This window comes from Planococcus sp. ISL-109 (assembly GCF_018613655.1).
GTDB lineage: Bacteria > Bacillota > Bacilli > Bacillales_A > Planococcaceae > Planococcus.
The window spans coordinates 61,998-77,054 of record NZ_JAGGPW010000014.1 but is presented as its reverse complement, the minus strand read 5'-3'; the positions used below and the strand labels follow the sequence as shown (position 1 = coordinate 77,054).

The window sequence follows — 15,057 nt, the reverse complement described above, 5'->3', positions numbered from 1 at the left end:
AAATGATGGATTTGTTTATCCTAGGAATTGCTGAAGTGTTTCAATGGCGGATTTTGCTGATCATTTTGGTGGGGGTTATCGTCGGCATCCTGGCCGGTTTGATCCCAGGCTTTACGGTCGCGATGGCAATTGTCCTGACGCTCCCGCTGACATTTGGAATGGACCCCGTGTCTGGTGTTGCAGCGATGATCGGTGTTTTTGTCGGAGGCATGTCCGGTGGATTGATCACGGCTGCACTGCTCGGAATTCCGGGTACGCCGTCGTCTATCGCCACTACGTTTGATGCGTACCCGATGGCGCAAAATGGAGAACCGGGCAAGGCGCTGTCGATTGGGATTTGGGCTTCGTTCCTGAGCTCGATCATCAGCTTTGTGCTGCTCGTCTCGATTGCGCCGCAAATTTCCAGGTTCGCGTTGATGATGGGCCCATGGGAAATGTTTTCCCTCATCGTCGTCTCCTTGACGATCATCGCGAGCGTCACGGGCGATTCGATCGTTAAAGGATTGATTGCCGGCTTGTTCGGCATCTTGATTGCAACGGTTGGCGCCGATCCGATTTCAGGCATCTCGCGCTTCTCGTTCGATCTGCAAACTTTGCGAGCGGGCATTCCGTTCCTCGTCGTCCTTATCGGGATGTTTGCGATTTCCCGTTTACTTGTTTCACTCGAGCGCAAAGAAATGGACAAAGATGACGCCAAGCGCGCCGAAGAGAAATTGAAAGATGTCCAGTTTGTACTGCGTCCAATCCAAACGATGCTCATCGTCTTGAAAAAGCCGGGAACGCTGTTCGGCTCTTCTGCAATCGGTGCCATCATCGGTGCGATTCCAGGTGCGGGCGGCAGTATCGCCAACATTGTAGCCTACGACCAGGCAAAAAAATGGTCGAAAAACCCGGAGAAGTTCGGCACCGGTTGTGAAGAAGGCGTTATCGCCTCTGAAGCGGGCAACAACTCGACCGTAGGGGGAGATTTGATCCCGACAGTGGCACTCGGCATCCCCGGTTCCGCTGTTACGGCTGTGTTGCTTTCCGCTTTGATGGTGCATGGCATCACGCCAGGACCGTTGCTGATTGTCAATGAACCGAATGTCGTCGGCGGGATTTTCTTCGCTTTTCTCGTCGCCTCGTTTTGGATGCTTATCACCCAGTTTCTCGGCATGCGCTACTTTATGAAAGTGACACAAGTGCCGGTTCAGGTGCTTGTTCCGGTCATTCTCGTTTTGTGTGTAGTCGGTACATTCGTGTTAAACAACCGTTTTACTGATTTATATATTTTAATCGTCATGGGATTCATCGGCTATTTGTTCACCAAATACGATTTCTCGCTGGCACCTGCCATCATCGGCGTCATTCTTGGGCCGATTGCGGAAGTCAATCTGCGCCGTGCGGTTATGGCTGATCCGGAGTGGACGCTGTTCTTGACGCGTCCGATCTCGTTGACATTCCTTGTGCTCGCAGTATTGTCGATCTTGTTCACCGTTTGGCAAAATTACCGAACCAATTACCGCTTAAAGAAAAACATTAGCTAGCTTTGAAAGCCGGCCGCCGGGAGAACATCCTGGTGGCTGGCTTTTTGAATGGGCCATAATGGAAACAGCCGTTTAGATGCAGTATGATGAAAGGAACAACAACCAGAACCTGTAAAGGAGATGGAGCGCAATGACCATCATCAAAGAATCCACAGGCCGGACGAATGTTTCCGATCAACCGGACGCGTTCATCCGCAACCATCAATATAATTTCATCAAAGAACAGGCGTTGAATCTCGTGACGGCGCATGCGACGGCGAACGATGCGGAAGTGCTGAGTGTGTTGCGCGATTTGAGCCACGAGAAAGTGTTCGCGCTGTTCCCTGCATTGACGGAAGAACAGAAGAAAGTATTGCGGCCGCTGACGGCGATAAAAGACAGTGACGCTGCGGAAGGGTTTCTCGCAGGGCTGCGTCCGCACTTGATCCCGTTTCCGTCCGTCACCACAGACAATTTGAAACGGCTGTTCCCGAAAGCGAAACGGCTTAAGGGACCGAATTTGCAGGCACTTGATTTTCACGAGTTGTCTTATCTCGCCTGGCAGGAAAACACCAACCGCTTTTTGGTCGCGGAAAGAAACGGCCGTTTGCAGGTAGTGAGCGGCCAGTTCGGTGCGAGCCGCAAACAAGGCATCTGCATGATTTGCCATAAACACGGCTCGGTCGGGTTGTTTACGGCGAAAACGAGCGCTAGCGCGGACAGTTACGTCAAGCACGGCCAGTATATTTGCGCCGATGAATCGGTGTGCAATAGCCGCCTGACTACCCTTGAGCGGCTCGAGCGCTTTCTCGATCGGCTGGAACGCTGATGATGTACGGTATCATGGATCGGGTGTCGCTGGGTATTTGCTGCTGAATCAACAGATCAAAGCGGTGGAGGTGAGCAGAAGCACATGATGAAACGAATCGAGCAATTGGAAGCTGAAATAAGTTTCGAAGAGCCTGCCATCAACGATGAACTGCGCCGTTTGATCGTCGAGGGACAAGAAGTCCGGGCGGTCAAAGCGGCGCGCGTCGCATTCGGCTATTCGCTCGTCGAAGCGAAACAATATATCAATGGATTAAAAGAAAATAGTTGAAACCAGCAGGTGCTCCTTTAATGGAATGCCTGCTTTTTTGCACGCTCGGCAGGGTTTTAGTTGAGGGAAATCGAAATAGACGGGAAAGGAAGGGGAGATAGTATGCGCCTCGCAACAATTCGCTGGAACGGTACAGAAGAAGCGGCTCTTGTCATGGCGGATGGCTTTTTGCCGCTGCGCAAGCTCAATGAGTACACCGATGAAAACTGGCCGACTGATTTATTTACATTGATCGAAACGGGGGAGCTCGAACTGTTGAAAAGGTGGCTGTGTGAAGAATTCAAACGCATGCCGAAAGGGGCGCTGGAAGAGTCGCTCATGCCGTTTTCCGAAGCAGATTACGCGCCTTTGTACCGGTATCCGCGGAAAATCTGGGGCATTGGGCTGAATTACGCCGAGCATGCGGCGGACTTGAAAGAAGTGCCCCCGGACACCGAGCCGGCCAGTTTCCTGAAGCCCGACACAACGATCATCGGGCCGGGTGATGTGATCCAGCTGCCGAAGCAATCCGGGCGCGTGACGGCGGAAGCGGAGCTCGGCATCATCATCGGACAGGAATGCAAAAACGTATCACCGGAAGATGCATTTGATGTAGTGGCGGGCTTCACGACCATAATCGATATGACCGCAGAAGACATTCTGGAGAAAAATCCGCGCTATTTGACACGTGCAAAAAGCTTCGATACGTTTTTTAGCTTCGGGCCTGAACTCGTTACGCCGGATGAAGTGGAAGCGGTGCTCGAACTGAATGTTGCGACCGTCAAAAACGGCGAAGTCCACCGGAAAAACAGCGTCTCGAACATGACGTTCCGGCCGCGCGATCTGATTGCGTTCCATTCCGCTGTCATGACGCTGTTGCCGGGTGACATCATCTCTACCGGTACGCCGGGGGCGGCCGTCATCCGTGACGGCGACGTGGTGGAATGCCGGATCGACGGCTTCCAAACTTTGCATAATTCGGTCGAAGACTTAAAAATCCCGGGACGCGAATAAATAAAAGACGGAAAAACACAATTCGTGTTTTTCCGTCTTTTTCTATTTACAGCGCAGCCATGCCGCCGTCAATTCGGTATTGCGCACCGCTGATGAACGTGCTTTCGTCAGAAGCAAGGAACAGCACCAGATTGGAGATGTCCTCGGACTCGCCGTAGCGGCCGAGCGGAATCATCTTCGATAGCTCTGCCTCGCTCGTGCCGAGCCCTTCCTCGAGCGAACGCATCATGCGCGTATTAACCGGGGACGGGTGCACTGAATTGACGCGCACTTGATAGCGAGCGCTTTCGACCGCCGCCGCTTTTGTCAGCCCGACGACCGCGTGCTTCGATGTGATATACGGGATGACGTTCGGCGATCCGCTGAGGCCTGCGACCGAAGACATATTGATGACGCTGCCTGCGCCTTGTTTGTACATCACCGGCAGCACATGCTTCATGCCGAGGAACATGCCGCGCACATTGATCGCGATGACTTTGTCGAAATCTTCCGCAGTCTGTTCGATGAGAGGGGCGACTTTTCCTTCGATGCCCGCGTTATTGAGGAACACATCGATTTTGCCGAACGCTTCGACTGCTTTGTCGACATATTTTTTCACTTGGTCTTCTTTGGATACATCCGCTTGAACGGTTACAACCTCACCGCCGAGCTCCTGCTTCGTCTCTTCAAGCATTTCTTCTGAGATATCAACGAGCACGACTTTTGCGCCTTCTGCCAGGAAGCGCTTCGCCGTAACTTTGCCAATCCCGGCGGCGCCTCCTGTAATGACCGCCACTTTTCCTTCCAATCTTGCCATTCTACCATTCCTCCTCTGAATTAAGGACTTAATTCCTACGCTACTCATTTTACCGGTAGTTATTCAGAATTCAAAACATTCCGTCTTTAAAACCTTTCTTTTGCCTCTTGCTGGTTTCTGCTTTTCCTAGTAAAATAAGAACAAACGTTCTATATAGGGGTGGCGTAATGAAAAAGTCAGTGGAAAGAAAGCGGTATATCGCTTGCATTGACATGCGCAGCTTTTATGCCAGCTGTTCGGCGGTGGAGCTCGGCCTCGATCCGATGGAAGCGTGCATCGCCGTCGTCGGCAACCAGGAGCGCAAAGGCAGCGTCGTGCTTGCCGCGTCGCCGGAGATGAAAAAACGTTTCGGCGTCAAGACCGGCACGCGGTTGTTTGAAATTCCGGATCACCCGGACATCCTGCTGGTCGAGCCGAAAATGCAGTTCTACCTGGAGATTTCGATGGCGATCACTGATCTGTTCGCCCAATATGTCCCGAAAGAAGACATCCACGTCTACAGCGTCGATGAGAGCTTTATCGATTTGACCGGCATTCTGCATGTCTACGGCACGCCGGAAAAAGCGGCGATCGACATGCAGGATTCGATCATGAGTCAGTTCGGCTTGCCGTCTGCGGTCGGCATCGGGCCGAATATGCTGATGGCCAAGCTGGCACTGGACCTTGAAGGCAAGAAGAAGGGGCTTGCGCACTGGACGATGAAGGATGTGCCGCGGAAATTATGGCCGGTTTCCCCGCTCAGCAAAATGTGGGGCATCGGCAGCAAAATGGAGCGCAACCTCAACAATATGGGAATTTTCACAGTCGGCGACTTGGCGCGGGCGGACGTCAAAAACTTGGAAGACCGCTTCGGCATTATGGGCCATCAATTGTATCAGCACGCCCGCGGCATCGATTACTCGGAACTCGGTTCACTGATCATCGAAGGGCAGAAAAGCTTCGGAAAAGGCCAAATTCTCTACCGCGACTACGAAACGCGTGAAGACATCCTGACGATTGTGCTCGAAATGTGCGAAGATGTCGCGATGCGCGCAAGGGAAGCACAGATGGCGGGGCGCACGATCCACCTCGGCATGAGCTATAGCAAAAATGCATACGGCGGCGGCTTTTCGCGCTCCCGGTCGATCGATGAAGCGACGAATGACACCTTGAAGATTTACGAAGTGTGCAAAGAGCTGTTCCAAGAATTTTACCTCGGTAAACCGGTCCGGCAGATTTCGCTGTCGATCACCAACTTAGAAGACGAAACTTCGATGCAACTGAGCCTGTTCGAAGCGGACAAATGGCAAAGGCGGCGTCTCGGTGCGGCGATGGACGCCATCAAGCGCAAGCATGGCCCGACCGCCATCTACCGCGGCGTGTCCGGAACAGACGCCGGCACCGCGCTCGATAGGACCAAGCTGATCGGCGGGCATAAGAAATAATCCGGATGTCTGATGTCTAGGGCATGCAAAAAAGCCCTGCCGAAATGGCAGGGCTTTTACTGTGCCGCGATAATGCGGGAAGCGGCTTCACGCGCACCGGAAATATTGCGCGCGATGGGGCCGACTTCAAGTTCCGCAAGCGGCCCCATCACATAAAGTCCCGGTCCCCATTGCAAAGTGTGTGTGAGGACTGGGTAACCGCATTCCGCACACGGCAAGTGCAGTTCTTTGATGATCGGCGCCAGCCACTCTCGCCCTGGGAGCTGTGGCTGAAAGCCGGTAGCCAAAATCACCGTGCCGGCTTTTTGAAGCAGCTGGCCATGTTCATTGTAGAGCGCCGTGCCGCCATTCTGCCGGACCGCTTGGTGGACATGGCCGTCGATGACAAGTTCCGGGAAATGCCGGAGCTGTCTGCGTATTTTCGCATGCAAATCCGAAGGAATCGACCCTTTTCTGCGCGCCCGCACAATCATTTCCCGCCTGCTCTTGTAAGACCGTGTCTTGCGGAAAGTCCGCTGGTATTTCGGGCCGAGCCACCCCGGGTCGCTGTCGAAATCATGGACACGGAACGGATGGCGTTTCATGAGGGTTACCTGCCCAGGAAAGCGCTCCTGCAGCTTCAAAGTCAAATGGACGGCCGTAATGCCGCCGCCGATTACGGTAAATGGTGCTTGTAATGCATCAAACTCGGGGAGCTCCCGGTCGAACACATGAAAGACCGAATCCTGCGAGTCCGCTTGCAATTGCACTGCCCATTGAGGCCAGTGTAGCTGCTCGCCAGCACCGATTGCGAGGACGATGTTTGTGCCGGACACTGCCGTTCCGCTCTCCAATTGGACATGCCAGCCATCTTCTAGGCGTTTGATCGCCTCCACGCGGCCTTGGATCCAACTGCGGTGGATTTCCTGTTCGCGGATCAAGTGGTCGCAATGCTCATGGAAGAGGGGGAGGGATGGACGCTTTAATCTGCCAAGGAAAGAGGCATCTTCATTGAACGGGCTTTGTTTTGCGTGATTGTTTAAAGAAAAGGGATCCACATCGATATGATGGACGAAGGGAGAGCGCAAAAAGGGCATGGAAATGTTTTCGGTGCAGCGTTTCCAGTCGGCCAAAGGCTCTGCATGGGGGTCGATAATCGCAATTTCTTCGGGAGTTGCCCCTTTTTGTTTGCGTAAAAAATTCGCGAGCGTCATCCCTTGGATCCCGCCGCCGATAATAATCCATGTATGCATGCGTACATCTCTCCTCTCTGATTCGTTTGCTGACAAGCCGAGTGCATTAATGACACTCTATATAAGTTGAACTAAAGAAGTATCAGTGAATTACCACTACTACTTGAACACTAACAATTTCGGAGTGGTTTTGCGGAATATCTACAGTGGAAATTTATTAGTTCAACTCATATAGCTAATTATTAAAATTTAAATAGTAATATTTACGCTTTAGGTAAAAATAGCATACACGCTGGTATAAAAAATAACAAGTACCATCCAAATGAGCCTGCTATGTTAAGTCTATAAGGAACGTGTGAATGGATTAATTGATGCGCTACTAAAGATGCTATGAAAAAAACTTGCACAATCGGCAAAATTCCTTTAATATATAAAACGTAATCATTACGATTTAAAAGTGATTAATAATAAGGGAGTTTTACATAATGGATAAGCGAGTACCCATTACAGTGCTGAGCGGCTATTTGGGCGCAGGCAAGACAACGCTATTGAATCATATTTTAACGAATCGTGAAGGCTTGAAAGTGGCGGTCATCGTCAACGACATGAGCGAAGTGAACATCGACAGCGCGCTCGTCCAAAACGGTGGATTTTCCCGCACGGAAGAAAAACTGGTCGAAATGCAAAACGGCTGCATTTGCTGCACGCTGCGCGAAGACTTGATCGTCGAAGTGGAGAAGTTGGTGAGACTAGGCGATATCGATTACATCGTCATCGAATCGTCCGGCATCAGTGAGCCGGTCCCGGTCGCACAGACCTTCAGCTATATGGACGACACGCTCGGTGTGGATTTGTCCGCCATGTGCCGACTCGACACGATGGTGACGGTCGTCGATGGCCACGGCTTCTGGCGTGATTTCGCTTCCGGCGAAACTTTGCTTGATAGAAAAGAAGGGGCAACAGACTCCGACGAACGGGAAATTTCCGATTTGCTCATCGATCAGATCGAGTTCGCGGACGTCATTCTATTGAACAAAACCGATCAGTTACACGGCGAAAAAGCCGATGAGCTGCAAGGCGTGCTGCGGGCATTGAATCCATCTGCGAATATTCTCCGCACGGTACGTTCACAAGTGGCGCTCGGAGACGTACTTAATACCGGCCGCTTTGACTTTGAACAAGCGAGCCAAGGCGCCGGCTGGATCAAGGAACTGAACGAAGAGCACGTACCGGAAACGGAAGAATACGGCATCGCATCGTTCGTCTACCGCAGCCAAACGCCGTTTCACCCGGAGCGTTTGTTTGGCTGGATCATGGACTGGCCGGTGGAAGTCGTGCGTGCTAAAGGATTTTTGCGCATCGCCACACGCGATTCGGTCGCAACTTTGCTGTCACAGGCGGGGCCATCCGCGAGTTTGGAGACGGCCGGCGCATGGGAAGCGGACGGTGTGAAAATGACTGAACTGGTGTTGATTGGAATTGCGATGGACCAACAGGAAATGACGCAGTCATTGGATAGGTGCCTGCTGACGCGAGAAGAACTGGCGCAGGACTGGAGCCAACTCCCTGATCCGCTGCCAGCTACACCAATCATTCAATAATTAGGAGGAAATAAATATGAGAGTAAACATCACACTAGCCTGCACAGAAACAGGCGAACGCAATTACACGACGACGAAAAACAAGCGCAATAATCCGGAGCGCATCGAATTGAAAAAATACTGCCCGCGCCTGAAAAAAGTGACACTTCACAGAGAAACGAAGTAATCATCCGGAAGTTATAGCATAATAGAGAGGAGCCACACCGATGGCCAAAAAATCAAAAGTCGCACGCGACAAAAAACAACGCGAAATGGTAGCGCGCTACGCGGAAATCCGCAAAGAACTGAAAGCACAAGGCGACCACGAAGCGCTGGCGAAACTGCCGAAAGACTCTTCACCGACACGCTTGAAAAACCGTTGTGAATTAACAGGGCGCCCGCGCGGCTTCATGCGCAAATTCGCCATGTCCCGCATCGCATTCCGTGAGCTCGCGCACAAAGGGCAGATCCCTGGCGTCAAAAAATCAAGCTGGTAAAACCAATGGAGGAGTAGCACTATGAATGATGGCATGATCGCCTACTTGCTGAAAAGTGAAGTGGCGCGACTGACAGACGAGCAGCGGCAATTGTACCGCTTTATTACGGGTTTGGAAGACGCTTTAGCCGAACAGGCCGACACGGCGGAGGAATTCCGCAGCCTGCTCACCATCCACTCACCTTTCGAGCAAGCTGCCTATCGTTTCAATCGCTCGTTCGCTGAGGTTTCCAAAATGATGCAAAAAATCGAATCGGAGCTCGGCGACAAGATCGAAGCCCGTTGCGAGCGCGCGAAATGGCTCGACTATACAGACTGCTTCGTCGGAGAATCCGGCCGGGCAGACAAACAGGTTTTCCTGTTTGTCACTGAATAGAGTCCATAAGAAAACACAAAAAGCCGGCAGGAATTTCCTGCCGGCTTTTTGCATTGAAGCGGATCATGACTACAATTACTAGCTTTATTTTGCTTTCCCAGGCAATGTCTCCTTCATCCTGAGCGCTGCCATCACGCCAGCAAAGAGCGGCAACAGCGCGACGAGGCCGATCGCCCATTCGACATTGATGACGTCGGTCAAAATTCCGGCGAACAAGGCACCGAATGCATAGCCGCTGTCGCGGAATGAGCGATACACGCCCATAGAAGAAGCGCGCCAGGACGGAGCGGCGACGTCACTGATCGCTGCCTGCAGCGTCGGATAAACCATCGCCGTCCCAAGGCCGAGCAAGATTGAAGCCAAAATCCACATGCTGTACTGGTCGGCGAGGAGCAGGAGCCAAAGCGAGGCAGCCTGCAGCCACATGCCGCCGGCGATCAGCCATTTGCGGCCCCAGCGGTCGCTCAATGCTCCGGTGAACAATTGGAAAAAGCCCCACGCCGCTGGATACAAGGCGACGAGCAAGCCGATTTCCGGAACGCCCAGTCCGACGCCCGCGAAAAACAGCGGAAACAAGCCCCACGCCATGCCGTCTTTCAAATTGGTGGATAGGCCGGCGAAAGTCGCCGTCGACAGCGTCGGGTTTTTAAACGCCGTCCGGACAAAGACTTCCTTCGCGGACAATGCCGCCTCCTGTGTGCCGGTTTTTGCTTGGCGCTTCAGGTGCTCGCCGGTATCGCGCACGAGAAACGACAGTCCGAGCCCGAGTGCGACGACCGCCAGTCCGATGTAAAATGGCTCTGGCCGGTTCGAGAAGGTTGCTGCGACGTAGCCGGACAAAGCTGCCATTACGGCAACGCCTGTATAGCCGGCGAACTCGTTGAGCCCGACCGCGAGTCCGCGTTCTGTCGGCTTCGCGAGGTCGATCTTCATATTGACGGTCATCGACCAGGCGAGCCCTTGGTTGATGCCGAGGAAAATATTCGCGACGACAATCATCCACCAGGCATCGGCGAAAATGACGAGTAGCGGCACGAATAGCCCCGCGCTCCAGCCGACAAGGAGCACTTTCTTGCGGCCGAGCCGGTCAGCGATAGCCCCTGCAAAATAATTGACGAGCGCTTTCGAGAATCCGAAGCTGACGATGAATGACAGCGCCGCGCTTGCTGATGCGAGCCCGAACTCTTCTTCGCCGATGATCGGCAGAACGGTCCGTTCGAGTCCAACCATCGAACCGACGAAAAAGTTCGTCAAAACAAGCAGCATAAACTGAACGATGTTCTCTTTAATGCCGAATTTTACCGGCTTCATCGCGCGTCTTCCTGTTCATCCGACGCCCGTTCCCGGGAAATGGCGAAATCCGCAGGACCTTCATCCAGGCGGTACGCATCAAACCCGCGCGAACGAAGCAGACGCACCGCATCGCTCGCATATAAGCAGTACGATCCTCGGCAATACGTGATGAGTTTTTTTGTCGCCGGCAATTCCGCAAGTCGCTCTTCGAGTTTGTCGAGCGGAATCGACAAGGCAGACGATAAATGACGGCTGTCGTACTCATCCTGCGCCCGCACATCAATCAATACGGCTCGTCCCGCTTCGACTTCTGCCATCGCCTGGCTTGTCGACATGACCGGAACCGACCCGCCGTCGGTTGTCTCCATCACTCGGACATCCGCGACATCCGGAAACCGGCGTTCGGCGAGCCGTTTCGTAATATGCAATAGCTCGGCCACTTCCTGATCCGCCAGTTCATAATAATGGTGGTTTTTCACTTTGGACGAAACGACAAGCCGCGCCTCGCGCAGTGCCTGCAAATGCTGGGATGTATTTGCGACCGACATGTGGGTCTCTGATGCTAGCCGTTCGACCGTCTTCGGGCCTTGAGACAAGTAATCGAGCAGCTCGAAACGCCGTGGGCTCGCTAAAGCTTTGCTGATTTTTGTGAAATGCCCGTAGGCGAAATTTTTGAAGTCACGTGCTTCCATCCGAGTCACTTCCTATCTATTCAATAATTATCTTGAATAGATAAAGTTTAATAGAGAGAATCAATGTTTGTAAAGAATGAAAGCTTGAAGTGACGGTGTGGATAGAAATGATTTTCAGCTGGATCTGAAACTTTCGGGGAAGATGAACGCAAAAAAAAACAACACGAGTCGAGAGTGATGGCGCGCTGCACGCATTGCTATTACCGCTGGGAGATGAAAGAGAAAAGCTGGCTCTATGAGTTGGAAGATGGCTGTCCTTGTCCTGACGCAGAGCAGATAGGAAAGAAGACAGCCGCAGCGAAGTAGACGAACTTATAGCTTCTAACAATGAGCACAACTGTTTTTTTAAACTGATTTTATAAGGAGGGATATAATGGGCATTATCGCGACGCTTTTCATCGTTGCTGTTGTCAGCCGGATGATTTACCGGATTGCCAAAAAGAAATCGATGCCCTATATTCCGCATACGCCATACGATGACATCACGTCAGGGCGAAACGGCGATGACTGGTCTACACAATCTTTTCAGGAAGACACCAAGCACCACATCCAGTATGAAGAGCGAACGGATATGGATTGGCCGCCAAAAACGGACTAGCATTTAGGTTGCTTGCTCCTTCACTAGCGATTTACACACGCTTAAATTCACCAATATAATATACAGAAAAAATGACCACTACTAACCGAGCACCATGTTTACTGGCAAGTGCAAAGGGAAAAAACTACTAAAGTAAAATTAGGAGGAGATCCTTTGCAAAACCACCAAATGTATGTGAATGGCGAATATATATAGCATCCACTGGGGATGAATGGATCGACATCATCAATCCGGCAACAGAAAAAGTAATCTCCAAAATTCCAAAAGGGACGGCGGAAGACGCTGATAAAGCGGTAGAGGCTGCTTTCCGGGCACAACAGGTGTGGGAACTGATGCCGAACATCGAGCGCGGGAAAATCGTCCGCAAACTGGGCGATAAAATTGCCGAAAAACGGGACATATTCATCGATTTGCTGCAGGAAGAGCAAGGAAAAGATTACGAATCGGCAAGCGGCGAAGTGGATTCGGCCATCGATTATTTCCATTACATGTCCGAGTGGGCGAGAAGAATTGAAGGTGAAATCGTGCCGAGCGACCAGGCGAACGAAAACATTTTCGTCTATAAAAAGCCGATCGGTGTCGTAGCGGGGATCATCCCATGGAATTTCCCGGTGTTTATCTTAGCGAGGAAAGTCGCCACGGCTTTGGTGACGGGCTGTACGATTGTTATCAAGCCTAGCCAGCAGACGCCGAATACAGCCATGGAGTTCACAAAGATCATCGACGCGATGGACGAAATTCCTGCCGGCGTCTACAACTTGGTGACAGGCACTGGTTCGGAAATCGGCAATGCACTTGCTGCGCACAAAAAGGTCCAGATGATTACAATGACCGGAAGTCTGCCGGCTGGAACGAAAGTGATGGAAGCTGCAGCGAAAAATATCACCAAAGTCAATCTGGAACTAGGCGGCAAAGCGCCGGCCATCGTAACCCGAAATGCCGATTTGGATCTTGCAGCTGAAGCCATCACCACTTCAAGACTGTCGAATAGCGGCCAGGCGTGTACGAACGCGGAACGCCTCTGCGTACACGAAAGTGTCGCGGAGCAACTGACTGAAAAACTAATCAAAGCGTTCGAAGCGAAAAAGCTCGGCAATCCACGGCAAGATAAAAAAACGGACATGGGTCCGCTAATTAGCCAAGATCGTCTTGAAACTGTCGAAGGCATGGTCAAAGAAGCAGTAGCACAAGGTGCTGTCATCGCTACAGGTGGAGAACGTCCAAACATGGAAGCGGGTTTTTTCTACAAGCCGACGATTTTGACGAATGTGTCGCATGACTCGGATATTATGCGAGAGGAAATTTTTGGGCCTGTCCTCCCGATGACCACATTCAGCACCTTAGAGGAAGCCGTTGAAAAAGCAAATGACACAGTATACGGATTGTCTTCCTCTGTTTATACCGATGATCTCAACGAAGCGATGCGGATCGTCAATGAAATGAAATTCGGCGAAACCTATGTCAATCGGGAAAACGCCGAAGCCGTTCAAGGCTATCATGCCGGCATGCGCCAATCAGGTCTCGGTGGGGCAGACGGCAAGCATGGCATGGAAGAGTTCCTTACCACTCAAGTGGTATACATGCGTTATAAAAATGATGTGAAGTAAATATTGGAATAGAACAGGGTGCGGAAACGGTAATCGTTTCTGCACTTTTTTCAGTCAGTTATCTTCACGGCATGAACCGATGGAACGAGGAGCTCAATTTACAGAAGAAAAAAACACCCACTTGCTTGCGGATTAGCGCAAACGAGTGGGTGTTTTTCTTATATCATTTATTTCTCAAAACGCACAAAGCGTTTCTTGCCGATTTGCAGGACATCGCCGTTGCTGACGACGGTGTCGAGTTCTTCTTTGGTCAGTTTATTACCGTTGAATAACACGCCGTTCTGTTCAATCAATCGGACAAAGTCACTTTTGCTGCGGACGAATCCGGATGCCACAAATTGCGGAATGATCTGCTCGATGCGTTCCTTGTCGATTTCCACAAGAAGAGTAGGGATGTTTTCAGGAATTTCGCGCTTCTGGAAAGCGGTCTCGAAGTAGGCTTTTGCTTCTTTCAACGCGGCGTCTCCATGGTAAAGCGCCGTAATGATTTCCGCCAGCTCCATCTTGATGTTGCGTGGGTTTTCACCATCCTCGAGCCGGTCGAGGATGGATTCAATCGCTAAAGGATGTTCATCTGTCGCCAGTTCAAAGTATTTGAGGAGCAAAGGATCCGGGATTTCCATCACTTTTTTGAACATGATTTCAGGCGCTTCGCTGACGCCGATGTAATTGCCGAGGCTTTTGCTCATCTTCTCGACACCGTCAAGTCCCTCTATAAGCGGCATGAAAATGGCCGCTTGCTTTTCCTGTCCCATATGCTTTTGAAGCGTGCGTCCCATCAGGATATTAAAAGTCTGGTCCGTGCCGCCGATTTCAATGTCTGCCTGGATTTCGACGGAATCGTAAGCTTGCATGAGCGGGTAGAAAAACTCATGAATGCCGATCGGCGATTGGTTCTGGTAGCGCTGTTGGAAATCATCGCGCTCCAACATACGCGCAACGGACGTGCTCGCGGCCAGTTTGAGGACTTCTTCAAATGTCAGCTTCGACAGCCATTCGCTATTAAAGCGCACCGTCGTTTTCGTTTTGTCGAGCACTTTGAAAATCTGTTCGCAGTAAGTCTCTGCGTTTTTCTTAACAGCCTCGTCACTGAGCGCGGTCCGTCCCTTTGCCTTGCCGGAAGGGTCCCCGATGCGGCCGGTGAAATCACCGATTATAATGACTGCCTGGTGGCCCAGGTCTTGCAGTTGTTTGATTTTGCGCAAAACTACCGCGTGGCCAAGGTGGATGTCGGGGGCGGACGGGTCGAGCCCGAGCTTGATGGTGAGCGGGCGCTGTTCATTGTACGATCGTTCGAGCTTTTGGAGCAGTTCGCCCTCCTCGATCAACTCGGCGGCTCCTTTTTCGATGATTTTCAATTGTTCTGCTGGTGTGAGTCGCATGCTAACATCTCCTTGTCTTTAGAGTAGTCCATATCGCAAGATCT

Annotated in this window: 15 protein-coding genes and 1 pseudogene; 11 read left to right on the top strand and 5 right to left on the bottom strand. The window is 51.7% G+C overall.

Going from position 1 to position 15,057, the window contains the following annotated elements; all coding sequences use genetic code 11:
- The first annotated feature begins 2 nt into the window (after positions 1–2).
- The 4 genes from J7E21_RS10815 (at position 3) to J7E21_RS10800 (ending at position 3,597) form a co-directional block, all read left to right on the top strand.
- Entirely contained in the window at positions 3–1,526 is a 1,524-nt protein-coding gene (locus J7E21_RS10815; protein WP_251047958.1) for a tripartite tricarboxylate transporter permease, read from the top strand.
- 130 nt (positions 1,527–1,656) lie between these two features.
- Positions 1,657–2,334, top strand: coding sequence for a FusB/FusC family EF-G-binding protein (locus J7E21_RS10810; protein WP_215107490.1), 678 nt, complete (start codon positions 1,657–1,659; stop codon positions 2,332–2,334).
- 84 nt (positions 2,335–2,418) lie between these two features.
- Positions 2,419–2,604: a hypothetical protein gene (locus J7E21_RS10805; protein ID WP_215107488.1), complete on the top strand. Its 186-nt coding sequence runs from the start codon at positions 2,419–2,421 to the stop codon at positions 2,602–2,604.
- Positions 2,605–2,706: 102 nt separating this feature from the next.
- Positions 2,707–3,597: a fumarylacetoacetate hydrolase family protein gene (locus tag J7E21_RS10800; protein WP_215107486.1), complete on the top strand. Its 891-nt coding sequence runs from the start codon at positions 2,707–2,709 to the stop codon at positions 3,595–3,597.
- Between the two features lie 46 nt (positions 3,598–3,643).
- Here J7E21_RS10800 and J7E21_RS10795 read toward each other — a convergent pair whose 3' ends face one another.
- The gene (locus tag J7E21_RS10795; RefSeq protein ID WP_215107483.1) at positions 3,644–4,393 is read right to left on the bottom strand and encodes an SDR family NAD(P)-dependent oxidoreductase; all 750 of its coding nucleotides are present in this window, start codon (positions 4,391–4,393) and stop codon (positions 3,644–3,646) included.
- Between the two features lie 167 nt (positions 4,394–4,560).
- On the opposite strand from J7E21_RS10795, the gene J7E21_RS10790 reads away from it, so the two are divergent.
- The gene (locus tag J7E21_RS10790) at positions 4,561–5,817 is read left to right on the top strand and encodes a Y-family DNA polymerase (RefSeq protein WP_215107481.1); all 1,257 of its coding nucleotides are present in this window, start codon (positions 4,561–4,563) and stop codon (positions 5,815–5,817) included.
- Between the two features lie 56 nt (positions 5,818–5,873).
- Here J7E21_RS10790 and J7E21_RS10785 read toward each other — a convergent pair whose 3' ends face one another.
- Positions 5,874–7,049: an FAD/NAD(P)-binding protein gene (locus J7E21_RS10785; protein WP_215107479.1), complete on the bottom strand. Its 1,176-nt coding sequence runs from the start codon at positions 7,047–7,049 to the stop codon at positions 5,874–5,876.
- 425 nt (positions 7,050–7,474) lie between these two features.
- Here J7E21_RS10785 and J7E21_RS10780 point away from each other — a divergent pair, with 425 nt between their 5' ends.
- The 4 genes from J7E21_RS10780 to J7E21_RS10765 are packed head-to-tail and all read left to right on the top strand — an operon-like array spanning position 7,475 to position 9,441.
- Positions 7,475–8,590 carry a GTP-binding protein gene (locus J7E21_RS10780; RefSeq protein ID WP_215107477.1) on the top strand — a complete coding sequence of 372 codons (1,116 nt, stop codon included), beginning with the start codon at positions 7,475–7,477 and terminating at the stop codon, positions 8,588–8,590.
- Positions 8,591–8,606: 16 nt separating this feature from the next.
- Entirely contained in the window at positions 8,607–8,756 is a 150-nt protein-coding gene (gene rpmG / locus J7E21_RS10775; protein ID WP_146557315.1) for a 50S ribosomal protein L33, read from the top strand.
- 40 nt (positions 8,757–8,796) lie between these two features.
- Positions 8,797–9,066: a 30S ribosomal protein S14 gene (gene rpsN, locus J7E21_RS10770; RefSeq protein WP_215107475.1), complete on the top strand. Its 270-nt coding sequence runs from the start codon at positions 8,797–8,799 to the stop codon at positions 9,064–9,066.
- A gap of 21 nt (positions 9,067–9,087) precedes the next feature.
- On the top strand, positions 9,088–9,441 hold the full coding sequence (locus tag J7E21_RS10765; protein WP_215107473.1) for a hypothetical protein: 354 nt from the start codon (positions 9,088–9,090) through the stop codon (positions 9,439–9,441).
- 84 nt (positions 9,442–9,525) lie between these two features.
- Here the strand turns inward: J7E21_RS10765 and J7E21_RS10760 are convergent, their stop codons facing one another.
- On the bottom strand, positions 9,526–10,752 hold the full coding sequence (locus tag J7E21_RS10760) for an MFS transporter (RefSeq protein WP_215107471.1): 1,227 nt from the start codon (positions 10,750–10,752) through the stop codon (positions 9,526–9,528).
- Entirely contained in the window at positions 10,749–11,426 is a 678-nt protein-coding gene (locus J7E21_RS10755) for an ArsR/SmtB family transcription factor (protein WP_215107469.1), read from the bottom strand. The genes J7E21_RS10760 and J7E21_RS10755 overlap by 4 nt, the downstream gene beginning before the upstream one ends.
- A 373-nt stretch (positions 11,427–11,799) precedes the next feature.
- On the opposite strand from J7E21_RS10755, the gene J7E21_RS10750 reads away from it, so the two are divergent.
- Complete coding sequence (locus J7E21_RS10750; protein ID WP_215107467.1) at positions 11,800–12,024, top strand: hypothetical protein; 225 nt, start codon at positions 11,800–11,802, stop codon at positions 12,022–12,024.
- A 153-nt stretch (positions 12,025–12,177) separates the two neighbouring features.
- Positions 12,178–13,631: pseudogene (gene aldA / locus J7E21_RS10745) on the top strand (aldehyde dehydrogenase).
- Positions 13,632–13,798: 167 nt separating this feature from the next.
- Here the strand turns inward: aldA and tyrS are convergent.
- Positions 13,799–15,013, bottom strand: a complete 1,215-nt coding sequence (tyrS, locus tag J7E21_RS10740) for a tyrosine--tRNA ligase (protein WP_215107465.1) — start codon at positions 15,011–15,013, stop codon at positions 13,799–13,801.
- Positions 15,014–15,057 lie beyond the last annotated feature (44 nt).